General features: G+C 66.2%; 22 protein-coding genes and 1 pseudogene. 15 read left to right on the top strand and 8 right to left on the bottom strand.

Annotated elements, in window-relative coordinates; translation table 11 throughout:
• Positions 1–51: 51 nt before the first annotated feature.
• Positions 52–708, bottom strand: coding sequence for a C40 family peptidase (locus tag ACZ5KU_RS29520; protein WP_054058068.1), 657 nt, complete (start codon positions 706–708; stop codon positions 52–54).
• A gap of 251 nt (positions 709–959) precedes the next feature.
• On the opposite strand from ACZ5KU_RS29520, the gene ACZ5KU_RS29515 reads away from it, so the two are divergent.
• On the top strand, positions 960–1,379 hold the full coding sequence (locus ACZ5KU_RS29515) for a TM2 domain-containing protein (RefSeq protein ID WP_054058069.1): 420 nt from the start codon (positions 960–962) through the stop codon (positions 1,377–1,379).
• A 131-nt stretch (positions 1,380–1,510) separates the two neighbouring features.
• Here the strand turns inward: ACZ5KU_RS29515 and ACZ5KU_RS29510 are convergent, their stop codons facing one another.
• The 7 genes and pseudogenes from ACZ5KU_RS29510 to gshB all read right to left on the bottom strand — a co-directional run bounded on the left by ACZ5KU_RS29510 (position 1,511) and on the right by gshB (position 7,370).
• Positions 1,511–2,782, bottom strand: coding sequence for a dihydroorotase (locus ACZ5KU_RS29510; RefSeq protein WP_464736606.1), 1,272 nt, complete (start codon positions 2,780–2,782; stop codon positions 1,511–1,513).
• A pseudogene (locus ACZ5KU_RS29505) lies at positions 2,779–3,782 on the bottom strand (aspartate carbamoyltransferase catalytic subunit). Before ACZ5KU_RS29505 ends, ACZ5KU_RS29510 begins: the two are co-directional and overlap by 4 nt.
• A gap of 15 nt (positions 3,783–3,797) precedes the next feature.
• A complete protein-coding gene (gene pyrR, locus ACZ5KU_RS29500; RefSeq protein ID WP_054060887.1) occupies positions 3,798–4,313 on the bottom strand; it encodes a bifunctional pyr operon transcriptional regulator/uracil phosphoribosyltransferase PyrR in 516 nt (171 codons plus the stop codon).
• Between the two features lie 68 nt (positions 4,314–4,381).
• Positions 4,382–4,822, bottom strand: coding sequence for a Holliday junction resolvase RuvX (gene ruvX, locus ACZ5KU_RS29495; protein WP_054060888.1), 441 nt, complete (start codon positions 4,820–4,822; stop codon positions 4,382–4,384).
• Entirely contained in the window at positions 4,822–5,391 is a 570-nt protein-coding gene (locus ACZ5KU_RS29490; RefSeq protein ID WP_054060889.1) for a YqgE/AlgH family protein, read from the bottom strand. Before ACZ5KU_RS29490 ends, ruvX begins: the two co-directional genes overlap by 1 nt.
• Positions 5,392–5,439: 48 nt before the next feature.
• Positions 5,440–6,339 (bottom strand): energy transducer TonB, encoded by a 900-nt coding sequence (locus ACZ5KU_RS29485; protein ID WP_054060890.1) that lies wholly within the window; start codon positions 6,337–6,339, stop codon positions 5,440–5,442.
• A 77-nt stretch (positions 6,340–6,416) separates the two neighbouring features.
• A complete protein-coding gene (gshB, locus tag ACZ5KU_RS29480) occupies positions 6,417–7,370 on the bottom strand; it encodes a glutathione synthase (RefSeq protein ID WP_054060891.1) in 954 nt (317 codons plus the stop codon).
• Between the two features lie 238 nt (positions 7,371–7,608).
• Here gshB and pilG point away from each other — a divergent pair, with 238 nt between their 5' ends.
• From pilG to madL, 14 genes are all read left to right on the top strand, one after another.
• The gene (pilG, locus tag ACZ5KU_RS29475; RefSeq protein ID WP_054060892.1) at positions 7,609–8,016 is read left to right on the top strand and encodes a twitching motility response regulator PilG; all 408 of its coding nucleotides are present in this window, start codon (positions 7,609–7,611) and stop codon (positions 8,014–8,016) included.
• A 45-nt stretch (positions 8,017–8,061) separates the two neighbouring features.
• Positions 8,062–8,427 carry a twitching motility response regulator PilH gene (pilH, locus tag ACZ5KU_RS29470; protein ID WP_054060893.1) on the top strand — a complete coding sequence of 122 codons (366 nt, stop codon included), beginning with the start codon at positions 8,062–8,064 and terminating at the stop codon, positions 8,425–8,427.
• 12 nt (positions 8,428–8,439) lie between these two features.
• On the top strand, positions 8,440–8,979 hold the full coding sequence (locus tag ACZ5KU_RS29465; RefSeq protein WP_464736605.1) for a chemotaxis protein CheW: 540 nt from the start codon (positions 8,440–8,442) through the stop codon (positions 8,977–8,979).
• Positions 8,980–9,036: 57 nt separating this feature from the next.
• Positions 9,037–11,094 (top strand): methyl-accepting chemotaxis protein, encoded by a 2,058-nt coding sequence (locus ACZ5KU_RS29460; protein ID WP_464736604.1) that lies wholly within the window; start codon positions 9,037–9,039, stop codon positions 11,092–11,094.
• Positions 11,095–11,101: 7 nt separating this feature from the next.
• Entirely contained in the window at positions 11,102–17,002 is a 5,901-nt protein-coding gene (locus ACZ5KU_RS29455; RefSeq protein ID WP_464736603.1) for an Hpt domain-containing protein, read from the top strand.
• Positions 16,995–17,450 carry a chemotaxis protein CheW gene (locus tag ACZ5KU_RS29450; RefSeq protein ID WP_054060897.1) on the top strand — a complete coding sequence of 152 codons (456 nt, stop codon included), beginning with the start codon at positions 16,995–16,997 and terminating at the stop codon, positions 17,448–17,450. The genes ACZ5KU_RS29455 and ACZ5KU_RS29450 overlap by 8 nt, the downstream gene beginning before the upstream one ends.
• A gap of 283 nt (positions 17,451–17,733) precedes the next feature.
• A complete protein-coding gene (gene mdcA / locus ACZ5KU_RS29445) occupies positions 17,734–19,410 on the top strand; it encodes a malonate decarboxylase subunit alpha (protein ID WP_054060896.1) in 1,677 nt (558 codons plus the stop codon).
• A complete protein-coding gene (locus ACZ5KU_RS29440; RefSeq protein ID WP_416770839.1) occupies positions 19,411–20,277 on the top strand; it encodes a triphosphoribosyl-dephospho-CoA synthase in 867 nt (288 codons plus the stop codon).
• Positions 20,277–20,576 carry a malonate decarboxylase subunit delta gene (locus ACZ5KU_RS29435; protein ID WP_054061417.1) on the top strand — a complete coding sequence of 100 codons (300 nt, stop codon included), beginning with the start codon at positions 20,277–20,279 and terminating at the stop codon, positions 20,574–20,576. Before ACZ5KU_RS29440 ends, ACZ5KU_RS29435 begins: the two co-directional genes overlap by 1 nt.
• Positions 20,569–21,420 (top strand): biotin-independent malonate decarboxylase subunit beta, encoded by an 852-nt coding sequence (locus ACZ5KU_RS29430; RefSeq protein ID WP_054061416.1) that lies wholly within the window; start codon positions 20,569–20,571, stop codon positions 21,418–21,420. The genes ACZ5KU_RS29435 and ACZ5KU_RS29430 overlap by 8 nt, the downstream gene beginning before the upstream one ends.
• On the top strand, positions 21,417–22,220 hold the full coding sequence (gene mdcE, locus ACZ5KU_RS29425; RefSeq protein WP_464736602.1) for a biotin-independent malonate decarboxylase subunit gamma: 804 nt from the start codon (positions 21,417–21,419) through the stop codon (positions 22,218–22,220). The genes ACZ5KU_RS29430 and mdcE overlap by 4 nt, the downstream gene beginning before the upstream one ends.
• A 6-nt stretch (positions 22,221–22,226) precedes the next feature.
• A complete protein-coding gene (locus tag ACZ5KU_RS29420) occupies positions 22,227–22,856 on the top strand; it encodes a malonate decarboxylase holo-ACP synthase (protein ID WP_054063530.1) in 630 nt (209 codons plus the stop codon).
• On the top strand, positions 22,853–23,782 hold the full coding sequence (mdcH, locus tag ACZ5KU_RS29415; protein ID WP_464736601.1) for a malonate decarboxylase subunit epsilon: 930 nt from the start codon (positions 22,853–22,855) through the stop codon (positions 23,780–23,782). The genes ACZ5KU_RS29420 and mdcH overlap by 4 nt, the downstream gene beginning before the upstream one ends.
• Positions 23,783–23,847: 65 nt before the next feature.
• The gene (gene madL, locus ACZ5KU_RS29410; protein WP_054061301.1) at positions 23,848–24,264 is read left to right on the top strand and encodes a malonate transporter subunit MadL; all 417 of its coding nucleotides are present in this window, start codon (positions 23,848–23,850) and stop codon (positions 24,262–24,264) included.
• Position 24,265 lies beyond the last annotated feature (1 nt).

Genomic DNA, 24,265 nt, shown 5'->3' with positions numbered 1-24,265 from the left:
AGCAGCGTTGTCTGATCGGTCATGCCCTGGCTGGCGCGCAGGGCTTCAGGCTCAGCGCTGGACGACCCGCATGTGGCCGGTCTGTTCCTTCGCGATCACCCGCTTGGCGACTGCGTAGTGGCTGGCCCAGTAGGGCTTCTTCAGGGTGTCGATGGTCACCGACTTGCCGCGACGCGGGGCATGGATGAAGCGGTCGTTGCCCAGGTAGATGGCAACGTGGTTGACCTTGCGGCTCTTGATGTTGAAGAACAGCAGGTCACCCGGCTTCAGGTCCTTGCGATCGACCTTCTGGCCGTGACCGGAGGCCATGGCGTTGGAGGTGCGGGGCAGGTCGCTGGCGGCGACACCGTTATAGGCGTACTTGACCAGCCCGCTGCAGTCGAAGCCCTTGCTCGGGCTGCTGCCGCCCCAGCGATAGGGAGTGCCCAGCACATTCACCGCGCGGCTCAGGGCGGCGCTGCTCTGCTTGCTGTTCGGTGCACCGGCAACGGCTGCGGTGAGCTCGGCCTGTTTCACTTTACCGTGGCTGTTATGCCTGCCAGGGTGTTTGCTGCCAGGAGCACTGATCTCGGAAATTTTGGCGACAGCTGCAGGTGACTTTGCAGTGTGGCCGTCGATATTGGGAAGACGTTGCTCACGATTGGTGGCGTGGGCGGCCAGTGGCATCAAAAGGCAAATGGTCAGCCATGTCTTGAAAAATGGTCGCATTAGGCAAGGCTCATATGGATTTAGCGCGCAACTTTATAACAGCTTGCAGGTCTTTCCGAGGCCGTTTGTCGACTCTATACAGGAGGCAAAAGCGCTCTGCGCCGCCGAAAAGAGACCCATGGGTCACGCGCAAGCCAGGTGCGGCAAGGCTTTCAGCGATTTTCAGCAAGACTCTGTTACATGTTTTGAGACAGTAAAAAAGTCACAAAAAAAGACGAAAAATTTATCTATCGCGCTCGGAGAGGACATTCATGAACAGCTATCGGCACGATGGCACCCTGGCCAATACCCACAACGTTTTTCTCGGGTATTTGCTGTGGATCTTCGGTTTCACCGGTTCCCATCGCTTCTACTACGGCAAGCCGGTGACCGGGACGATCTGGTTTTGTACGTTTGGCCTGCTGGGGATCGGCTGGCTGATCGACGTGTTCCTGATTCCGGGCATGGATCGCGAGGCCGATCTGCGTTTTACCCCGGGTCCGCTGGACTATACCGTCGCCTGGTTGTTGCTGACCTTTCTCGGCATCTTCGGTGTGCACCGCATGTACCAGGGCAAGTGGATCACCGGGCTGTTGTATCTGGTGACCGGGGGGCTGCTGGGGCTCGGGGTGCTGTATGACTTCTGGACGTTGAATGACCAGATTTCGCTGAGGAACAGCGGACGGGGGTGAGACCCCTGCTGGGGGTTGCGGTGTTCCCTTCGCGGGCAAGCCGCGCTCCTACAGGACGGTGTTGTACACAAGCGCTGCGTACACGCGCAATTGTAGGCGCGCGGCTTGCCCGCGAAGGGGCACCACGGTCTTTACGCCTGGTGGGTAATCCGCCCATCCATCAGCGTATAACGCACCGTCCCCGGCAGTGCATGCCCGATGAACGGGCAGTTCTCGCCGCGTGACAGCCACTGCTCGCCGGCCACGGTGGAGGTGCCCGGATCGAACAGCACCAGGTCCGCCGCGGCCCCCACCGCCAGTTTGCCCGCCGGCAGGCGCAGGGCATCGGCTGGTCCGGCGCTCAGTCGGGCGAGCAGGGTCGGCAGGTCGAGCAGGCCGTCTTCCACCAGGGTCAGGGCCAGCGGCAGCAGCAGTTCGACGCTGCTGATGCCCGGCTCGGTCGCGCCGAACGGTGCCAGCTTGGCGTCACGCTCGTGAGGCTGGTGGTGACTGGAGATGGCGCTGATGACCCCGGACTTCACCGCCTCGCGCAGGCCATCGCGGTCGGCGCGGGTGCGCAGCGGCGGTTGCACGTGGTACAGGCTGGAGAAGTCGATCAGCGCTTCGTCGGTGAGGATCAACTGGTACAGCGCCACGTCGGCGGTAACCCGCAGGCCCTTGGCCTGGGCCTGGGCGATCAGGGCCGCGCCGCGGGCGCTGGTCAGCTGGCTGAAGTGCGCGCGTACGCCGGTCTGCTCGACCAGCAGCAGGTCACGGGCCAGGGCCACGGTCTCGGCGGTTTCCGGGATGCCCGGCAGGCCGAGGAAGCTGGCGGTCGCGCCTTCGTGGGCCAGGCCGCCTTCGGCCAGATCGTGGTCCTGGGAGTGGAACACCACCGTCAGGTCGAACGTGGCCGCGTATTCCAGGGCCCGGCACAGGGTGCGGGTGTTGCGGAAGCTGTTCAGGCCGTTGCCGAACGCCACGCAGCCGGCATCACGCAGGGCCACCAGTTCCGCCAGTTGCTCGCCTTCCAGGCCCTTGCTCAGGGCACCGATCGGGAACACCTTGGTATTGCCGGCCTCACGGGCACGGTCGAGGATCAGTTCGGCGACTGCCGAAGTGTCGAGTACCGGCTTGGTGCGTGGCGGGCAGCACAGGCTGGTGACACCGCCGGCGGCGGCGGCGCGGGTTTCGCTGGCGATGCTGCCCTTGCGGCTGTAGCCCGGCTCGCGCAGGGCGACGTTCAGGTCGACCAGCCCGGGGGCGGCGACCAGGCCCTTGGCGTCAAGGCTTTCGCTTGGCTCGAAACCGGTCGGTGCGGTGCCGATGGCGACGATCCGGCCGGCTTCCAGGTGCAGGTCGCTGACCTGGTCCAGGCCGCTGCTCGGGTCAATGACGCGGGCGCCGATAATGCTGAGCTTCACTGGGCGTTCTCCTGCTCGAATTGGCGCTGGGCAGTCTGCCCGCTCATGGCCATGGACAATACGGCCATGCGTACGGCGATGCCGTAGGTAACCTGGTTGAGGATGACCGAACGCGGACCGTCGGCCACCGCCGATTCGATCTCCACGCCGCGGTTGATCGGGCCCGGATGCATGACGATGGCATCCGGCTTGGCGCCGGCCAGGCGCGTGGTGGTCAGGCCGAACAGGCGGTAGAACTCGCCCTCGCTGGGCAGCAGGCCGCCGGTCATGCGCTCGCGCTGCAGGCGCAGCATGATCACCACGTCGACATCCTTGAGACCTTCGGTCATGTCGGTGTAGACCTTCACGCCGTACTGCTCGATACCGATCGGCACCAGCGTCTTGGGTGCGATCACGCGGATATCCGGGCAGCCCAGGGTCTTGAGCGCGAGCATGTTCGAGCGGGCGACCCGCGAGTGCAGGATGTCGCCGACGATCGCCACCGAGAGGTTCTCGAAGCCGCCCTTGTGCCGACGGATGGTCAGCATGTCGAGCATGCCCTGGGTCGGGTGGGCGTGGCGGCCGTCGCCGCCGTTGATGATCGCCACCTGCGGGCAGACGTGTTCGGCGATGAAGTGCGCGGCACCGGAGTCGGAATGGCGCACCACGAACATGTCGGCGGCCATGGCTTCGAGATTGCGCAGGGTATCGAGCAGGGTTTCGCCCTTGCTCGCGGACGAGGTCGACACGTTCAGCGAGATCACGTCGGCCGACAGCCGCTGGGCCGCCAGTTCGAAGGTGGTGCGGGTGCGGGTGGAGTTCTCGAAGAACACGTTGCACACGGTCTTGCCACGCAGCAGCGGGACTTTCTTCACCGCCCGGGCACCGACCTCGAGGAACGAGTCGGCGGTGTCGAGGATTTCGGTCAGCAGCTCGTGGGGCAGGCCGTCGAGTGACAGGAAGTGGCGCAGCTGGCCCTGATCATTGAGCTGCAGGGGCGCTTGGCGTCTGGAGGCGTCATCGCAGAGGACTCTTTTTAAGGTGCTTGAAGGGCCAGATCTTGAAGTTCGAGCTGGAGCGGCGCGGGGCCGGACAATTTTACCCGTTCCGTGGGGGCCAGGGACAGGGTTGCCCCCACCACATTCGGCCGGATCGGCAACTCGGCGGCGTCCAGGTCCAGCAGGCAGACCAGGGTCACGCTGGCCGGGCGGCCATAGTCGAACAGTTCATTGAGGGCGGCGCGAATGGTCCGGCCGCTCATCAGCACGTCGTCGATCAGCACCAGGTGCTGGCCTTCGATCTCGAACGGCAGCTCCGACGGACGTACCTGCGGATGCAGGCCGTTCTGGCTGAAGTCGTCGCGGTAGAAGGAAACGTCCAGGGTGCCCAGTGGCGAATCGCTGTCCAGGGCCTTGAGCAGCGCCTGGGCGACCCACACGCCGCCGGTGCGGATGCCGATGTAGCGTGGGCTGTCGATGGCTCGCTGCTGCAGATGGGCCTTGAGGCGGACGGCCATCTGGTCGATCAGTTCGGCGGGATTGGGCAGGCTCATGATGGCTCCTTCAAGGGCCCCGCCCGACAGGCGCGGCGAGGGCTGAGACGGTACGACGCGCGGCGCCGTCAGGATTCGGGGGATACGGGGTTTTCTTCGATCCAGCTTTGCAGCAGCAGTTTGGCGGCGATGGCGTCCACCGGGTTGTCGCGGTAGCTGCCTTTGTGCCCACCCTTGGCCATGCGTTCGCCCTTGGCCTCGAAGGTGGTCAGGCGTTCGTCCTGGGTGAAGAACGGCACGTTGTAGCGGCCGTTGAGGCGGCGGGCGAATTTTTCCGCGCGGGCGCACATCTCGCTGGGCGTGCCGTCCATGTTCAGGGGCAGGCCGACCACCACCGCATCGGGTTTCCACTCCTTGATCAGGGCTTCGACCTGGTTCCAGTCGGGCACGCCGTTCTGCGCCTTGAGGGTGCACAGTTCGCGGGCCTGGCCGGTGACCATCTGGCCGACGGCAACGCCGATCTGCCGGGTGCCGTAGTCGAAACCCAGCAACAGACGGATATTGGCCATCAGGCGTGGCCCGCCTGGCTGGTCAGCAGGTTGAGGTTGACGCCCAGGTGCGCGGCAGCGGCGGCCAGGCGGTCTTCGCTATCGGTGTTGAAGAGGATTTCCGGGGAGAACGGGCAGGTCAGCCAGGCGTTATCGGCCAGCTCGGCCTCCAGTTGTCCGGCTTCCCAGCCGGCGTAGCCAAGGGTGATCAGGCTGCGCTCGGGGCCGACGCCATCGGCGATGGCGAACAGCACGTCCTGGGAAGTCGACAGCGCCAGGCCCTCGAGTTCGACGGTGGCCTGGTAGGTCTTGCCGATCGGGTGCAGGACGAAGCCGCGATCGGTCTGCACCGGGCCGCCGGAATAGATCGGAATATGCTGGCACAGCGCTGGCGGGTCGATATCAGGGCGCAACTGTTCGAGGATATCGGCCAGGTTCAGCGATTGCGGCCGGTTGATCACCAGTCCCATGGCGCCGTTTGCGCTGTGCTCGACGATATAGGTCACCGTCTGCGCAAAGTTCGGGTCGGCCATATGCGGCATGGCGATCAGGAAGTGATGCTTGAGGTACGTCGGGGTGAGGTTTTTCATGAACCCTAGTGTGGCGTTGGGCAGCCGAACTGACAAGCACGATGGCGCTCAATTGCTGGACAGCCGGTCCCCCCGGGCGAAACGCCAGGTACGGATGATTTCCAGGCGGTCGATGTCCGACAGGTCGCCGGTGAACGGCGCGAACGGCGCCGCCAGGCGGACGATGCGCTGCGCCGCCTGGTCCAGCAGCGGCTGGCCGGACGATTCGAGCACCAGCACCTCGTACAGCGAACCGTCGCGGTTGATCGACACCATCAGCCGCAGGCTGCCGTAGATCTGTTGGCGACGGGCTTCCTCGGGGTAGTTGAGGTTGCCGATCCGTTCGACCTTCTTGCGCCACTCGTCCTTGTACCAGGCGCCCTTGTCGCGCATGGTCGAAGCCGCGCTCAGGCGATGGATGCGGGGCCGCTTGGCATAGAGCTGGCGTTCCTTGGCCAGTTCCGCCTCCAGGCTGGCAATGTCGCTGGACAACTGCGAGCTGTCGAAGGTCGGCGTCTCGGCCCTGGGCGTGGCTTCGGGCTTGGGTTCTTCGTGGCGGGTGACGGTTTTCTTCGGTTTCGGCGCGACGGTGGCGACCGCCGCCTTGGGCGTCGTTTCACTGACCTGCGGCTTGGCCGGCGGTGGCGTGGCCACCTTGTTGACGGTGTTGTCCTGGAACGGCGCGACCTCGGTGGTGGTCGGGATCGCCTTTTTATCCAGGGTACCGCTGCCTTGCTGGTTTTCCTGGGCGAGGAAGTCGGCCTTGGCCGGCCTGGTCTCGCTCTTGAAGGTGGCCAGGGTGATTTCCAGGGTTCTGCTGACCTGCTTGGGCTCGACGAAACTGAACCCGACACCGAGCAGCAGCGCCAGGTGGATCAGCGCGGCGAGAAACAGGGTAAAGCCGAGCCTGTCGGCCGGGCGTACGCCGGTGCGGTAGAGTTCGGGAGGCAGATCGGCGGGGAGAGTCATGACCAGAAAACCAACATCACGCGTTTCGGAGGCGGTGCATCATAGCGCAATGTTGGTTCCATCTCGGCTGTTCTACATCAACGGCTCTTGAGCTTCTGCTCAATGGCATCCATCAGCAGGCTGCCGATCCGGGTGCCGAAGGCGTTGTCGATCTCGCGGATGCAGGTCGGGCTGGTGACGTTGATTTCCGTCAGGTGCTCGCCGATGACATCCAGGCCTACGAACAGCAGGCCCTTTTCCCGCAGGGTCGGTCCGACCTGGGCGGCGATCCAGCGGTCGCGTTCGGTCAGCGGGCGGGCTTCGCCGCGACCGCCGGCGGCCAGGTTGCCGCGGGTTTCGCCGCTGGCCGGGATGCGTGCCAGGCAATAGGGTACCGGCTCGCCATCGACCATCAGGATGCGCTTGTCGCCGTCCTTGATCGCCGGCAGGTAGGCCTGGGCCATGATCTGCTGGCTGCCCAGGGCGGTGAGGGTTTCGAGGATCACCGACAGGTTCGGGTCGCCGACCCGGTGACGGAAGATCGAGGTGCCGCCCATGCCGTCCAGCGGCTTGAGGATCACATCGCCGTGCCTGGCGGCGAATTCACGCAGCACGTCGGCGCGGCGGCTGACCACGGTGGGCGGCGTGCACTGGGGGAACTGGGTGGCGAACAGTTTCTCGTTGCAGTCGCGCAGGCTCTGGGGCTTGTTCACCACCAGCACGCCGGCCCGTTCGGCCTGCTCCAGCAGGTAGGTGGAGTAGACGAACTCCATGTCGAACGGCGGGTCCTTGCGCATCAGGATCACGTCCAGCTCGCTCAGGGCCGCGTCGGTTTCCGCTTCCAGCTCGAACCAGTGCTCGGGGTTGGCGAACACCTTCAACGGTTTCATCCGCGCGCGGGCTACCCCGGCGTCCTGGTAAAGATCCTGCTGCTCCATGTAGAACAGCGTCCAGCCGCGCTCCTGGGCGGCCAGCAACATGGCCAGCGAGCTGTCCTTCTTGTAGGAAATGCTCGCGATGGGGTCCATGACAATCCCGAGACGAACGCTCATGGGCTATATCCTCTGTAGGCCGTGAAGGCCGCAATGACTTGATAAAGTGGCGTCAGAGTGGCGCTGTGGAGGTTCGCGGTCAAGGAAAAAGCTGGGGCGGGGGCCGCGCATGGATTGCGTAGGGAGACTGTGCTAAAAAGGTTCGCATCCTGTACGAAATCCTTCCGCATCAAGGGTTTCGCGCCCGGAAACCGGGCATCCCTGGAAAATGCGTCGCTGTGGCGATGGTAGAGCAGATATGGAACAGCATTCCACAGCCTTGAAAGTCATGGTCATCGATGACTCCAAGACGATTCGCCGTACCGCCGAAACGCTGTTGAAGCATGTCGGTTGCGAAGTCATCACCGCTGTCGACGGCTTCGAGGCGTTGGCCAAGATCGCCGATCACCACCCGGGCATCATCTTCGTCGACATCATGATGCCGCGCCTGGATGGCTACCAGACCTGCGCCCTGATCAAGAACAACAGTGCGTTCAAGTCGACGCCGGTGATCATGCTGTCCTCCAAGGACAGCCTGTTCGACAAGGCCAAGGGACGTATCGTCGGTTCTGATCAGTTCTTGACCAAACCCTTCAGCAAGGAAGAACTGCTGGAGGCGATCAAGGCGCATGTCCCGGGATTTGCGGCAGTAGAACAAGCACTTTGACGGGGGGCCGCCGGGCCGCCTGCTTTATAAGAAATGGGGAGCACCATGGCACGCATCCTGATCGTCGATGATTCGCCGACTGAAATGTACAAACTGACCGGCATGCTGGAAAGGCACGGTCATGAAGTCCTCAAGGCCGAGAACGGCGCCGACGGCGTGGCCCTGGCCCGTCAGGAAAAGCCCGATGCGGTGCTGATGGATATCGTCATGCCCGGCCTCAACGGCTTCCAGGCGACCCGGCAACTGACCAAGGATCCGGAAACCTCGGCGATCCCGGTGATCATCATCACCACCAAGGACCAGGAGACCGACAAGGTCTGGGGCACGCGCCAGGGCGCCAGGGACTACCTGACCAAGCCGGTCGAAGAGGAAACCCTGCTCAAGACCCTGAACAACGTCCTGGCCGGTTGACGGCCGGCAGCCATGGCCGAATCGCAGACCGCCTTTGCGCTCCTGCTGGAGATAGACCAGCGCTGTCGGGCGCTGGCGGCGGACCTGCCGTCCCAGGAAGCCCGCCAGGATACCTGGAGCGGCATCGGTTTCCGGCTCGGCGAGCAGTGGTACGTGGCGCCCATGGGCGAAGTGGCCGAAGTGCTGCATGAGCCGCGCTACACCCTGCTGCCGGGGGTGAAGCCCTGGGTCAGGGGCGTTGCCAACCTGCGTGGGCGGCTGTTACCGCTGATGGACCTGTGCGGGTTCTTCGGTCATGAGTTGTCGACCGTGCGCAAGCAGCGTCGGGTACTGGTGCTGGAGTACAAGGACGTGTTCGCCGGCCTGCTGGTGGACGAGGTGGCGGGCATGCAGCACTTTCCCCGGGACAGCCGGCAGTTGCATTCGGTCGAGCGCCCGGAACAGGCCGTCGCGCCCTTCGTGCAGGGCTGTTTCGAACGTGGGCGCAACTGGTGGGTCTTCAGCCCGTTCAGCCTGGCGCAGGCTCCGGGGTTTCTTGATGTTGCAGTCTAATCGTGTGTCCGGCTTGCGCGGGGCCCGCTTCCATGGCAGTACAGGCAGAGGCCTGAGATGATCAAAGGCAAAACCGGCAATCCCGAGCAGGCCTCGCGCAGTCGTTCACAGATCATCGTGCTGTTCATCGCACTGATCGTGTTCATCATGTTGCTGTTCGCCAACTTCGCCTACCTGAACACCCAGGCCTCCTACGACAAGCAGTACATCAGCCACGCCGGCGAATTGCGCGTGCTGTCCCAGCGTATCGCCAAGAACGCCACCGAGGCGGCTTCCGGCAAGGCCGCGGCGTTCAAGCTGCTCAGCGATGCGCGCAACGACTTCGCCCAGCGCTGGGGCTACCTGAAGAAGGGCGACCCGTCCACCGGCCTGCCCGCCGCGCCGCCGACCGTGCGCAATGAAATGCACGCGGTGCAGCAGGACTGGGAAAGCCTGCTGAAAAACACCGATGCGATCCTCGCCAGTGAACAGACCGTGCTGTCCCTGCACCAGGTGGCGGCGACCCTGGCCGAAACCGTGCCGCAGTTGCAGGTCGAGTACGAGAAGGTCGTGGAAATCCTCCTGCAGCGGGGAGCACCGGCGGCCCAGGTGGCCATGGCCCAGCGCCAGTCGTTGCTCGCCGAGCGTATTCTCGGTGCGGTGAACACCGTGCTGGCCGGCGACGAAACCTCGTCCCAGGCGGCCGATGCCTTCGGTCGTGATGCGGCGCGCTTCGGCCAGGTGCTCAATGGCATGTTGCAGGGCAATGCCGCGATGAAGATTTCCCAGGTCGAGGACAAGGATGCCCGGGCCCGGCTCGGCGAGATTGCCGAACTGTTCGAATTCGTCTCCGGCTCGGTCGACGAGATTCTCGAAACCTCGCCGGAGCTGTTCCAGGTCCGTGAGTCCGCCAGCAGCATCTTCAGCCTGTCGCAGACCCTGCTGGACGAGGCCTCGCACCTGGCCAACGGTTTCGAGAACCTGGCGGGCGGGCGTTCCCTCGACACCATCGGCGGTTATGTCCTCGGCCTGCTGGCGCTGGCCTCGATCATCCTGATCGGCCTGGTGATGGTTCGCGAGACCAACCGCCAGTTGCGCGAGACCGCGGAAAAGAACGAGCGCAACCAGCACGCGATCATGCGCCTGCTGGATGAAATCGAGGACCTGGCCGACGGCGACCTGACCGTGACCGCCTCGGTGACCGAAGACTTCACCGGGACCATTGCCGACTCGATCAACTATTCGGTGGACCAGTTGCGCGACCTGGTCGCGACCATCAACCTCACCGCCGGCAAGGTCGCCGCCGCCGTGCAGGAAACCCAGGCCACCGCGATGCAACTGGCCGAGGCCTCGGAGCACCAGGCCCAGCAGATCAGCGAGGCGTCCGCGGCGATCAGCGACATGGCCCAGTCCATCGACCAGGTGTCGGCCAACGCCGCCGAATCCTCGGCGGTGGCCGAGCGCTCGGTGGAAATCGCCAACAAGGGCAACGAGGTGGTGCACAACACCATCCACGGCATGGACAACATCCGCGAGCAGATCCAGGACACCGCCAAGCGCATCAAGCGCCTGGGCGAGTCTTCCCAGGAGATCGGCGATATCGTCAGCCTGATCGACGACATTGCCGAGCAGACCAACATCCTCGCGCTCAATGCGGCGATCCAGGCCTCCATGGCCGGCGACGCCGGGCGCGGTTTCGCGGTGGTCGCCGACGAGGTCCAGCGCCTGGCGGAGCGCTCGTCCGCCGCGACCCGGCAGATCGAGACCCTGGTGCGGGCGATCCAGGCCGACACCAACGAGGCGGTGATCTCCATGGAACAGACCACCACCGAAGTGGTCAGGGGAGCGCGTCTGGCGCAGGATGCCGGGGTGGCGCTGGAGGAAATCGAGGGGGTATCGAAAACCCTGGCCGCGCTGATCCAGAGCATCTTCAACGCCGCCCAGCAGCAAACTTCGTCGGCGGGGCAGATTTCGCTGACCATGAACGTGATCCAGCAGATCACCACCCAGACCTCATCCGGTTCGACCGCTACCGCCGAGAGCATTGGCAACCTGGCGAAAATGGCCAGCCAACTGCGGCGCTCGGTCTCCGGCTTTACCTTGCCCCAAGCGCAAGATGCGCGTGAAACCCGGTAGTACGAGCATGAGCGAGCAGCAGCATGACTACGTGGCCCTGGAGTGGGTCAAGGGCGAGATCGCCGACACCCTGAAGCAGGCCCGGCAGGCCCTGGACGGCCTCGACGGGCCGGAGCATGGGGCCGAGGAAATCGCCGAGTGCCTGGCCTGTATCCACCAGGTGCACGGCAGTCTGCAGATGGTCGAGTTCTATGGGGCGGCGCTGTTGGCCGAGGAAATGGAACAACTGGTGCTGGCCCTGCAGCAGGGCCGGGTCAGCGAACCTGGCGAGGCCGTCAGCCTGCTGCACCAGGCGTTTACCCAGTTGCCGCTGTACCTGGACCGCGTGCACAGCGCCCGGCGCGATCTGCCGCTGGTGGTGCTGCCGCTGCTCAACGACCTGCGCAGCGCCCGTGGCGAAAGCCTGCTTTCGGAAACCAGCCTGTTCAGCCCGCTGCTGCCGGACCTGCCGCCGCTCGACGCCGAGGCCCTGGCCCGGCTGGCCCCGCCGGATCTGCCCGGGTTGCTGCGCAAGTGGCGACAGATGTTGCAGACCGCCCTGGTCGGGCTGCTGCGCGAGCAGGACGACGCCACCAACCTGGGCTACATGGCCAAGGTGTTCGGTCGCCTCGAAAGCCTCTGCCAGGGTGCACCGCTGGCGCCGCTGTGGGAGGTCGGTTCGGCGCTGGTCGAAGGCATGCTCGCCGGTGCGATCGGCAACAGCCCGGCACTGCGCAGCCTGCTCAAGGATGCCGACCGGGAACTCAAGCGTCTGCTGGAACAGGGTATCGAGGGCATCAACCAGGCGGCGCCGGACGAACTGCTCAAGAGCCTGCTGTTCTACCTGGCCAAGGCCGAGCAGCCTACCGCGCAGATGCGCGTGCTCAAGGAACGCTACGGCCTCGACGAGGCGTTGCCGGATACCCGCGTGGTCGACGAGGAGCGCGCGCGCCTGGCCGGCCCCGACCGCGACGCCATGCGCTCGGTGGTCTCGGCCCTCTGTGAGGAGCTGGTGCGGGTCAAGGAGCGGCTGGACCTGTTCGTGCGCAGCGATCGCCAGCACGCCGACGACCTGGCCGGTCTGCTGGCGCCGTTGCGGCAGATCGCCGATACCCTGGCGGTGCTCGGTTTCGGCCAGCCGCGCAAGGTGATCATCGACCAGTTGGCGGTGGTCCAGGGCCTGGCCCAGGGCCAGCGCGAACCGAATGACGCGGTGCTGATGGATGTCGCCGGGGCCCTGCTCTATGTCGAGGCGACGCTGGCCGGAATGGTTGGCACGGTCGAGCAGCAAGGGCGGGAAGAGAGCGGCCTGCCGACCACCGACCTGACCCTGATCCACCAGATCGTGATCCGCGAGGCGCTGCTCTGCCTGCAGCAGGCCAAGGACCTGATCGTCGACTACATCGATGCCAACTGGGACCGCGAGCGCCTGGCGCCACTGCCCGACCTGCTGACCCAGGTGCGGGGTGCGCTGTCGATGATTCCCCTGGGCCGCGCGGCGAGCCTGCTGGAAACCTGCAACCACTACATCCGCGAGCACCTGATCGACGAGCCGGCCTCGCCGCCCTGGCAGCAGCTCGATCGTCTCGCCGATGCCCTGAGCGGCATCGAGTACTACCTCGAACGCCTGGCGGAAGACCACGAGGCCCTGGGCGAGCAGGTGCTGGACAAGGTCGAGCAGAGCCTGGACGCCCTGGGCTATGCGCCGGTGGAGCTGGAGGTGCCGCTGCTCGAAGAGGCGCTGAGCCCTACCGAAGCCCTGGTGATGCAGGATCTGCAGGAACTGGACGACCCCCATGTGGTGCAGTCACTGGCCGATATGCTGGCCACCCCGGTCTCGGAACTCAATCCGCCGGCCCGACAGGTGCCCCGTAGCCTGCTGCCGCCGCCGTCCGACGAGCCGCCGGTGGATGACGAATTGCGTGAGGTGTTTCTCGAGGAAGCCGCTGAGGTCCTCGATGCCCTGCGTGACTACCTGCCACGCTGGGTCGCCGATCTCGACGGCCAGTCGGCCCTGGGCGAATTGCGCCGGGCCTTCCACACCCTCAAGGGCAGCGGCCGGATGGTCCGCGCGCTGGTGCTGGCCGAGCTGGCCTGGGCCATGGAGAACCTGCTCAACCGGGTACTGGAGCGCAGCCTGGAGCCCGCGCCCGAGGTGCCGCAACTGATCGACGAAGTACTGCACCTGCTGCCTGAACTGGTCGATGAGTTCGCCGCCGGCGCCCAGCGCCAGCGTGACGATGTCGACCAGTTGGCAGCCCGCGCCCATGCCCTGGCGAGCACCGATGATGGGGCTGACGCCGGGGCTGCGGATGACGTGGAGGCGCTTGACCGGCAGTTGCTGGAAATCTTCCGCGCCGAGGCCGAGGCCCACCTCGACAGTCTCAACCACTTTCTCGAACAGGCTGCCGAGCACCTGCCATTGCAGGTCAGCGACGAACTGCAACGGGCCTTGCATACCCTCAAGGGCAGCGCCTACATGGCCGGCGTCCTGCCGATGGCCGAGCTGGCCGCGCCGCTCTACTACCTGGTGCGCGAGTTCAAGGCCCATCTGCTGGCGCTGGACCTGGACGAAGTCGAGCTGCTGTTCGAGGCCGAAGGCCTGTTTCGCCAGGGCCTGCAGCAACTGGCGGACGATCCGCTGGTCGCCATCGACGGTGCGCCGCAACTGATCCGCCGGGCCGAGGCATTACTGGCGGCGCGGCTCGAAGCCCTGCTCAGCGTACCCAGCAGCGCCCAGCGCACCCGCCGCGACCCGCAACTGATCAACAGCTTCCTGGCCCAGGGCATGGATATCCTGCTGGATGCCGAAAGCCTGCTGCAGCGGTGGCAGCAGCACCCTGGCGAACGCCAGGAACTCAACGACCTGCTGGACGAACTGACCACCCTCGGCCAGGGCGCGCATCTGGCCGACCTGGAGCCGGTGGACGAGCTGTGCGAAGCCCTGCTGGATATCTACGGGGCTGTCGAGGAAAGCAGCCTGGCGGTCAGCGAGCGGTTTTTTCATGAGGCGCAGCAGGCTCACGAAGCGCTGATCAACATGCTCGACGAACTGGCCGCCGGCCAGGCGATCAACCCGCAGCCGGTGCGGATCCGCGCCCTGCGCGAGCTGCTCGACGAGGCACTCGACCCGTCCGCCACCGGGCTGATCAGGAACGACGGTGGCGCTGCTCCACGCATCAGCGAACTGGGCGCGGCCACCGCTGCGGCACAGCTCGAGGAGCGTGTGGACCTGGACGACGAGATCGTGGCGATCTTCCTCGAAGAGGCGGCGGATATCCTCGACAGTGCCGGGCTGGCGTTGCAGCGCTGGCTCGACGAGCCGGACAACGGCGCCTCGCTGCTGGCCCTGCAGCGTGACCTGCACACCCTCAAGGGGGGCGCGCGGATGGCCGAGGTCGGTCCGGTCGGCGACCTGGCCCATGAGCTGGAGAACCTCTACGAGGGGCTGCTGGACCGGCGCTTCAGCCATTCGCCGCCACTGGCGTTGCTGTTGCAGAAGAGCCATGACCAACTGGCCGTCATGCTCGAGCAGTTGCAGGAGCAGCAGCCGCTGAGCGATCCGGCGCGGTTGATCGACAGCCTCCAGGCGTTCCGCCAGCAGGGTGCCGAGCCGCTGGCGCCGGTACCGGTCGAGCCGCCCGCGACCGGTGGAGATCCGGAACTGCTCGAGGTTTTTCTCGAGGAAGGTTTCGACATCATCGAGAGCTCCGGCGCGGCGTTGCAACGCTGGCGCGCCGAGCCGTCGAGCCGCCAGGAAGTGGAAAACCTGCTGCGCGACCTGCACACCCTCAAGGGCGGTGCGCGAATGGTCGAGATCGCCCCCATTGGCGACCTGGCCCACGAGCTGGAGTTTCTCTACGAAGGCGTGTCGACCCTGCTGCTGCAGCCTGGTGACAGGCTGTTCGACCTGTTGCAGAGCGGTCATGACCGTCTGGCACAGATGCTCGATGCGGTGCGGGCCGAGCAGCCGGTGTCACCGGCCGATGCCCTGATCGCCGAGATCCAGGCGTTTGGCCGGCAGCCGCCGCTCGAACCGCCAGCGGTGGCGGAGCCGCCGGCGCCGCTCAAGAGCGAGCCGGAGGCTGAGCGCCCGCCCCAGGACATGGTCAAGGTGTCCGCCGATCTGCTGGAGGATTTGGTCAACCTGGCGGGCGAGACGTCGATTTTCCGTGGGCGCATCGAGCAGCAGGTGAATGACGCCAAGATCGCGCTCAACGAAATGGAAACCACCATCGAGCGGATGCGCGACCAGTTGCGTCGGCTCGACACCGAGACCCAGGGGCGGATTCTCAGCCGCCAGCAGGTGGAGGCCGAGCGCCTGGGTTACGAGGAATTCGACCCGCTGGAGATGGACCGCCACTCGCAGTTGCAGCAGCTGTCCCGCGCTCTGTTCGAATCGGCGTCCGATTTGCTGGATCTCAAGGAGACCCTGGCCGGTCGCAACCAGGACGCCGAGAACCTGCTGTTGCAGCAGGCCCGGGTCAACACCCAATTGCAGGAAGGCCTGATGCGCACGCGCATGGTGCCGTTCGAGCGCATGGTGCCGCGGCTGAAGCGGGTGGTACGGCAGGTCGCGGCGGAACTGGGCAAGGACGTCGATTTCATCGTCGGCAATGCCGAGGGCGAGGTCGACCGCAATGTGCTCGAACGCATGGTCGCGCCGCTGGAACACATGCTGCGTAACGCCGTCGACCACGGCCTGGAAAGCACCGAAGTACGGCGTGCGGCCGGCAAGCCGGAGCAGGGGCGGATCACCCTCGACCTGTCCCATGAAGGCGGTGATATCGTTTTCGACATCCATGACGACGGCGCCGGGGTCCCGCTCGACGCGGTGCGGCGCAAGGCGATCAAGCGCGGAATGATCGAGGAGGACACGCCGATCAGCGACCGCGACGTGTTGCAGTTCATCCTTCAGCCGGGCTTCTCCACCGCCGAACGCATCACCCAGATTTCCGGGCGTGGTGTCGGCATGGACGTGGTCCATGAGGAAGTGCGGCAGTTGGGCGGGACCATGACCATCGACTCGATCAAGGGCCAGGGCGTGCACTTCCAGATTCGCCTGCCGTTCAGCGTCTCGGTGAACCGGGCGCTGATGGTGCAGTGTGGTGATGAGCAGTACGCGGTGCCGTTGAACACCGTCGAGGGCCTGGTGCGGGTGCTCCCCAGCGAATTGGAAGGCTATTACCAGTGCAATCCGCCGCGCTACGAGTACGCCGGGCAGACCTACGAATTGCGTTACCTGGGCGAACTGCTGAAAACCGTCAGCAAGCCCAGGCTGTTGGGGCTGAGCCAACCGCTGCCGCTGCTGCTGGTGCATTGCAACGAGCAGCGGGTGGCGTTGCAGGTCGACAGCCTGGCCGGCACCCGCGAGATCGTGGTGAAAAGCCTGGGGCCGCAGTTCGCCGCGGTGTCGGGGCTCTCGGGGGCGACCATTCTCGGTGATGGCCGGGTGGTGCTGATTCTCGACCTGCTGGCCCATGTCCGCACGTCCCAGGCCTGGGTGCCGGTACCGCGGGCGCTGAGCGACCTGGCGGGCGACTTCACACCGCTGCGGCCACGGCTGGTGCTGGTGGTGGACGACTCGGTCACCGTGCGCAAGGTCACCAGCCGCCTGCTGGAGCGCAACGGCATGAACGTGCTCACCGCGAAGGACGGTGTCGACGCAATGGCCCTGTTGCAGGAGCACACCCCGGACCTGATGCTGCTGGACATCGAGATGCCGCGCATGGACGGCTTCGAGGTCGCGACCCGGGTGCGCAACGACCCACGCCTGAAGGACCTGCCGATCATCATGATCACTTCCCGTACCGGCCAGAAACACCGCGACCGGGCCATGGCGATCGGCGTCAACGACTACCTGGGCAAGCCGTACCAGGAATCGGTGCTGCTGGAGAGCATCGCCCATTGGAGCCATGCCCATGCATGAACACCGTGCCAGCAGCCTGACCGGGTTGATGCTGCCCCTGGCCGATCGCTACCTGTTGTTGCCGAACGTGGCGGTGGCCGAACTGATCGACTTCCAGCGCGGCGAGCCGGCCAGCGATGCGCCGCCGTGGTACCTGCGCCAGGTGACCTGGCGCGACCGCCAGTTGCCGCTGATCAGCTTCGAGGCGGCTTGTGGCGGCGCGATCGCCGTGGGCGAGCGTGCCCGGATCGTGGTCCTCAACACCCTCGGCGGGCGCCCGGAGCTGCGTTTCATCGCCCTGGTGATCCAGGGCATCCCGCGTTCGTACAAGCTCGACAGCCAATTGAGTTTCGTCGACGTGCCACTGTGCCGCCTGGAGAAGGCCGCGGTACAGGTCGGCGAGCTGGTGGCGAAGATCCCGGACCTGCCGGGGCTGGAACGCCTGGTACTGGAGTCGGGGCTGGCCTGAGATCGTTTCGTGCGGCTGATGGCCCCTTCGCGGGCCAGCCACGCGCCTACAGGAGGGTGGCTGGCATCGGTATCCCGAAGACGCTCGGTAGGAGCCGGGCTTGCCCGCGAAAGCGTCGGACCTGCTACTCCAGTAACACTCGCCCATTCACCACGACGACACTGCCACCCACCCCCCGCGTCAAATCATTAACCTTGGCGTAACAATCAGTCGCCGGGCTTGATTGATGCCCTGTCCGATCGCTCCTACTGTCTAGCCACGACAGCGAACCCCTGGAGTGAGCATGACAGCCCCCAATTCCCCCGACTCGCGCTGGACGCGGCGCCGCGCCGAGAAGCAGCGTCGTCTCGAACAGGTGCGGGCCCTCGCCGATGGCGTGGTGTTGCCGACCGAGCAGATCGTCGCCGCCCTGCAAGCCCTGATCATGCCCGGCGACCGGGTGGTGCTGGAGGGCAACAACCAGAAGCAGGCGGATTTTCTCTCGCGTTCCCTGGCCAAGGCCGATCCGGCCCGGCTTCACGACTTGCACATGATCATGCCCAGCGTCGGCCGTGCCGAGCACCTGGACCTGTTCGAGCGCGGTATCGCCCGCAAGCTGGACTTCTCCTTCGCCGGCACCCAGAGCCTGCGTATCAGCCAGTTGCTGGAGGACGGCCTGCTGGAAATCGGTGCGATCCACACCTACATCGAACTCTACGCGCGGCTGGTGGTGGACCTGATTCCCAACGTGGTGCTCAGCGCCGGCTTCATGGCCGACCGCGCCGGCAACATCTACACCGGCCCCAGCACCGAAGACACCCCGGCGCTGATCGAGCCGGCGGCGTTCAGCGACGGCATCGTGATCGTCCAGGTCAACCAGCTGGTCGACGATGTCAGCGAGTTGCCGCGGGTGGACATTCCCGCGTCCTGGGTCGATTTCGTGGTGGTGGCCGACCGGCCGTTCTATATCGAACCGCTGTTCACCCGCGACCCGCGGCATATCAAGCCGGTGCATGTGCTGATGGCGATGATGGCGATCCGCGGGATCTACGAAAAACACAACGTGCAGTCGCTCAACCACGGGATCGGCTTCAACACCGCCGCCATCGAACTGATCCTGCCGACCTACGGCGAGTCCCTGGGCCTGAAGGGCAAGATCTGCCGCAACTGGACGCTCAACCCGCACCCGACGCTGATTCCGGCGATCGAAAGCGGCTGGGTCGACAGCGTGCATTGCTTCGGTACCGAACTGGGCATGGAGAACTACATCGCCGCCCGGCCGGACGTGTTCTTCACCGGGCGCGACGGCTCGCTGCGCTCGAACCGGATGGTCTGCCAACTGGCCGGGCAGTACGCGGTGGATCTGTTCATCGGCGCGACCCTGCAGGTCGATGGCGACGGTCATTCCTCCACCGTCACCCGCGGGCGCCTGGCCGGTTTCGGCGGGGCACCGAACATGGGCCACGATCCGCGCGGTCGGCGGCATGGCACCCCGGCCTGGCTCGATATGCGCCTGGACCGCGGCGATGCGCCCCAGGCGCTGCTCGAACGCGGCAGGAAACTGGTGGTGCAGATGGTCGAGACCTTCCAGGAGGGCGGCAAGCCGACGTTCGTCGAAACCCTCGATGCCGTCGAGGTGGCGAGGAAAAGCGGCATGCCGCTGGCACCGATCATGATTTACGGCGACGACGTCACCCACCTGCTGACCGAGGAGGGGATCGCCTACCTGTACAAGGCCCGCTCCCTGGAGGAGCGCCAGGCGATGATCGCCGCCGTGGCGGGGGTCACTGCCATCGGCCTGCGGCACAAGCCGCAGGATACGGCACGGCTGCGGCGCGAAGGGCTGATCGCCTTGCCCGAGGACCTGGGCATCCGCCGCACCGACGCCAGCCGTGAACTGCTCGCGGCCAAAAGTGTGGCCGACCTGGTGGAGTGGTCCGGTGGCCTCTACAACCCGCCCGCACGCTTCAGGAGCTGGTAAATGCACGCCTTCAATCTGCAGCCCCAACCCCTGTCACTGGCCGAGCGCCTGGCGGATTTCGCCGTCGAAGCGCTGATCGACGAAGCCGACCTGTCGCCCAAGCCCGCCCTGGTGGACCGGCGTGGCAGCGGTGCACACAACGACCTGCACCTGGGCCTGATGCATGCCTCGGCGCTGGCGTTGTGGCCGATGTTCAAGGAGATGGCCGATGCCGCCATTGCCAGCCATTCCCCGGCATTCAGCGGCCTGGTATTGCGTGAAGCCCTGGGTCGTATCGGCCGCGAGGGAGAACAGGCGATGCTCAGGACCACCGGCGGAGTGAATACCCACCGTGGCGCGATCTGGGCCCTGGGCCTGCTGGTGGCCGCGGCGGCACAGGAGTCCGGCAGCGTTTCTGCCCAAGCGCTGACCCTCCGGGCCGCGCGCCTGGCACTGCTGGAAGACCGCCATGCACCCGGCGGCAACAGCCACGGCCAGCAGGTGGCCCGCCGTTACGGGGCCCGCGGTGCCCGGGAGCAGGCGCAACTCGGCTTCCCGGCCGTCACCCGGCTCGGCCTGCCTCAACTGCGGCGCAGCCGCCTGGCGGGTCACGGCGAACAGAATGCCCGGCTGGATGCGCTGCTGGCGATCATGACCGGCCTGGCCGACACCTGCGTGCTCTACCGCGCCGGCCTGCCGGGCCTGCAGGCCATGCAGCAGGGCGCCCGCGCGGTGCTGGAGGCCGGCGGCAGCGCCAGCCTGGCCGGCCGGCGCTGCCTGCATGAATTGGATCAACAGCTTTTGGCGATGAACGCTTCACCCGGCGGCGCGGCGGACCTGCTCGCCGCCTGCCTGCTGATCGACCGTCTCGAACAGGAAGCCTTGTGATGGAAAAACTGTCCTTCGAATTCCCCGCCGGACAACCGCCCCGGGGCCGTGCCCTGGTGGGCTGTGTCGGTTCCGGCGACCTGGAAGTGCTGCTCGAACCCGGTCACCCCGGCACCCTGTCGATCCAGGTGACCACCTCGGTCAATGGCAGCTCGGCGCGCTGGCAGCACCTGTTCGAGCGCTTGTTCGACGGGCGGCTGCCGCCGGCGCTGGCGATCGATATCCACGATTTCGGCGCCACGCCCGGGGTGGTCCGGTTGCGTCTGGAACAAGGTTTCGAGGAGATCGGCCATGACTGACAGCGAGGCTCTGTTGCACAAGCACAGTTTTGTCGAACTCGGCGCCCGGCAGCGGGCCAGGGCTTTGCTCGACAGCGGCAGTTTCCGCGAACTGCTCGATCCCTTCGCCCGGGTCATGTCGCCCTGGCTCGAACGCCAGGGCGTGGTACCCCAGGCCGATGATGGGGTGGTGATCGCCAAGGGCAGCATCGACGGCCTGCCGGTGGTCATCGCCGCCATAGAGGGCGCTTTCCAGGGCGGCAGCCTCGGCGAGGTGGGCGGCGCGAAGATCGCCGGTGCCCTGGAGCTGGCTGCCGAAGACAACCGCCAGGGCATCCCGACCCGCGCCGTGCTGCTGCTGGAAACCGGTGGCGTGCGCCTGCAGGAGGCCAACCTGGGCCTGGCGGCCATCGCCGATATCCACGCGGCGATTGTCGATCTGCGGCGCTATCAGCCGGTGATCGGTGTGGTGGCCGGCAGTGTCGGCTGTTTTGGCGGCATGTCCATCGCCGCCGCGCTGTGCAGTTACCTGGTGGTGACCCGCGAGGCCCGCCTGGGCCTGAATGGGCCGCAGGTGATCGAACAGGAGGCGGGGCTGGAGGAATACGATTCCCGTGACCGGCCCTTCATCTGGAGCCTGACCGGCGGCGAGCAGCGTTTCGCCAGCGGCCTGGTGGATCGTTATGCAAGCGATGACGTGGCCGCGATCCGGCAGCAGGTCGCGCACTTGCTGGAGGCTGGCCTGCCCGAGACACAGCGTAGTCGGCAGGCGGGCTGGTACCTGCAGCGGCTGGCTGAACTGGATGCCGCGCCACAGATCGACCCGGCCACGGTACGCCGGCTTTTCCAAGGAGATCGCCCATGAGCACCCGTTCCCTGCGCGGTTTGCACTGGTTCCAGAGCCTGGCTGGCGATGCCGTCGAGGCGACCGGCTTGCCGGCTTCGCTGAAGGTCGCCGATACCCGGCTGGGCGACCAGCCGGTACGCCTGCTGGCGGTGGTACCCGATGCGGACAACCGGTTTGTCCGCGCCCGTCATGGCGAAGTCGGCCTGTTGGAAGGCTGGAGTCTGGCGAGGGCGGTGGACGAGGTGATCGAGGCCGACAGCGCGAGTGGGCACAAGCGCGCGCTGATTGCCATTGTCGATGTGCCGAGCCAGGCCTATGGGCGTCGTGAGGAAGCCCTGGGGATCCATCTGGCCCTGGCCGCGGCCGCCGACAGTTACGCCCGTGCCCGCCTGGCGGGGCATGCGGTGATTGCCCTGCTGGTGGGCAAGGCGATGTCCGGGGCGTTCCTCGCCCACGGCTACCAGGCCAACCGCCTGATCGCCCTGCGTGATCCGGGGGTGATGGTCCATGCCATGGGCAAGGCCTCGGCGGCGCGCGTGACCCTGCGCAGTGTCGAGGACCTGGAGGCCCTGGCCGCCAGCGTGCCACCCATGGCCTATGACATCGACAGTTATGCCAGCCTGGGGCTGCTGTGGAAGGTGCTCGACGTGCAGCGGATCGAGCAGCCCACGGCGCAGGATCTGGCCTGTGTGCAGGATTGCCTCGGCGCCGCGATCGTCGATGCGATGCAATGTGGCACCGATCTGGGCGGACGGCTGGGGGCGCCCAATCGGGCTGCGTCGAGCCGGGTCCGGCAACTGTTGCGTGAACAGTGGTGAGTCGCGATGTGTAGCGACGGCCACTATCTCCCTCACGACCTGCTCTGGGGGCTGACCCCGGCGCAGTTGCCGCCGGATGCGCCGGCCTGGGTGGCTGAGGCGCTGGGCCTGGGGCAGCCGGTGGTGGTGCGGCGGGCACTGGTCGCAGCGGATCAATTGCCGGTGGGCGTGCGCGGGCTGTCGCGCGAGCAGCGTTTCGCCACGCTGATGCCGCGGCGGCTGGTCGAACGTCGGGTGCGCCCGGAGGCGCTGGTCGACAGCCGACTGGCCAGGCGGGACTGGCCGGCCTTGCAGGCTTTGCGGCATGTACGCCCGGCGCTCGATGCCCGGGGCCTGGCCTGGGGCGTCAGCGGCAGCGCCGGTTTTGAACTGGCCACCGGCTTGCCGACCCTGCACCCGGAGAGCGACCTGGACCTGATCCTGCGTGCACCGCAGGCGTTGTCGCGAGCCCGGGCCGCCGAGCTGTTGCGGCAACTCGACAATCCGTTCTGCCGTGTCGACCTGCAGTTGCAGACCCCGCTGGGCGCGGTGGCGCTGGCGGAGTGGGCGGGCCCGGCGCAACGGGTGCTGCTCAAGAGCGACGCGGGTGCACGGTTGGTGGCCGATCCGTGGAGTGCCGGGGAGTTGGCGGCGTGAGCAGCCTGCTGGCGTTTCCCGGCCAGGGTGCGCAGCAGCCCGGCATGTTGCGGCGCCTGCCCGATGCGGCGGTGGTTCGCCAGTGCCTGGGTGAAGCCGCAGAGGTGCTTGGCGAGGATCTGGCGTTGCTGGACAGCGCGCAGGCGCTGGCCTCGACCCGCGCGGTCCAGCTCTGCCTGCTGATTGCCGGGGTGGCCGGGGCCCGGCTGTTGCTGGACAACAGTCCACCGCCGGCCTACGTGGCCGGCCTGTCGATCGGCGCCTATCCGGCGGCGGTGATGGCCGGGGTGCTGGATTTCAGCGATGCCCTGCGCCTGGTCAGCCTGCGCGGGCAACTGATGCAACAGGCTTATCCACAGGGCTATGGCATGACCGCATTGATCGGTCTGGAACGGGCGGCTGTGGATAAGTTGTTGGCCCAGGTCCATGGCCCGCGCACGCCGGTTTACCTGGCGAACATCAATGCCGACAACCAGTGCGTGATCGCTGGTAGCGATGAGGCCATGGTCGCGGTCGCTGCCGCGCTGAAGCAGGGCGGAGTGGCCCGGCGCCTGGCGGTCAGTGTGCCGTCCCACTGCCCGTTGCTGGAGGCGCCGGCGCAGGCCTTGGCGGCCGCATTCGCCGAGGTACCGATGCGGGCGCCGTGCCTGGGTTATCTCAGCGGCAGCAGTGCCCGGTTGCTGCGCACTGCCGAACAGATTCGCGATGACCTGGCCTTCAACATGTGCCGGCTCATCGATTGGCGCGGTACTGTGCAAAGCGCCTACGAGCGCGGCGTGCGGCTGCAGATCGAACTGCCACCGGGGGCGGTGTTGACCGGCCTGGCGCGGCGGGTATTCGAACAGGGCAGCGTGGTCGCCTTCGACGGTGCCCGGCTGGACAGTCTCAAGGCACTGCTGCAAGAGGAGGGATGCCGCCACCGATAGAGACCGGCTGTTGCTTCGAAGGACAAAAACAACAACTTCGACACTGCGATGCGAGGATAACAACAATGATTATTTACGGTGTGGCACTGCTGGCGGCCTGTACCTTGGCCGGTGTGGTTCTGGGAGACATGCTCGGCGTGTTGCTGGGGGTCAAGTCCAATGTCGGCGGGGTCGGGATCGCCATGATCCTGCTGATCTGCGCCCGCCTGTGGATGCACAGGCACGGCGGCATGAGCAAGGAGTGCGAGATGGGCGTCGGCTTCTGGGGCGCCCTGTATATCCCGGTGGTGGTCGCCATGGCCGCCAACCAGAACGTGGTCACCGCCTTGCATGGCGGTCCGGTGGCGTTGCTGGCGGCCGTCGGTTCGGTGCTGCTGTGCGGTTGCACCATCGCCCTGATCAGCCGGACCAACAAGGGCGAGCCCTTGCCGGCCGAGCCTGCGGCGGCGTTGCCGGATGCCCATGTCGCGGGAGGTCGCTGAC

This window comes from Pseudomonas sp. Tof1, assembly GCF_055390395.1.
The sequence above is the reverse complement of the archived record's forward strand: the minus strand, read 5'-3'. Positions and strand labels throughout refer to the sequence as shown.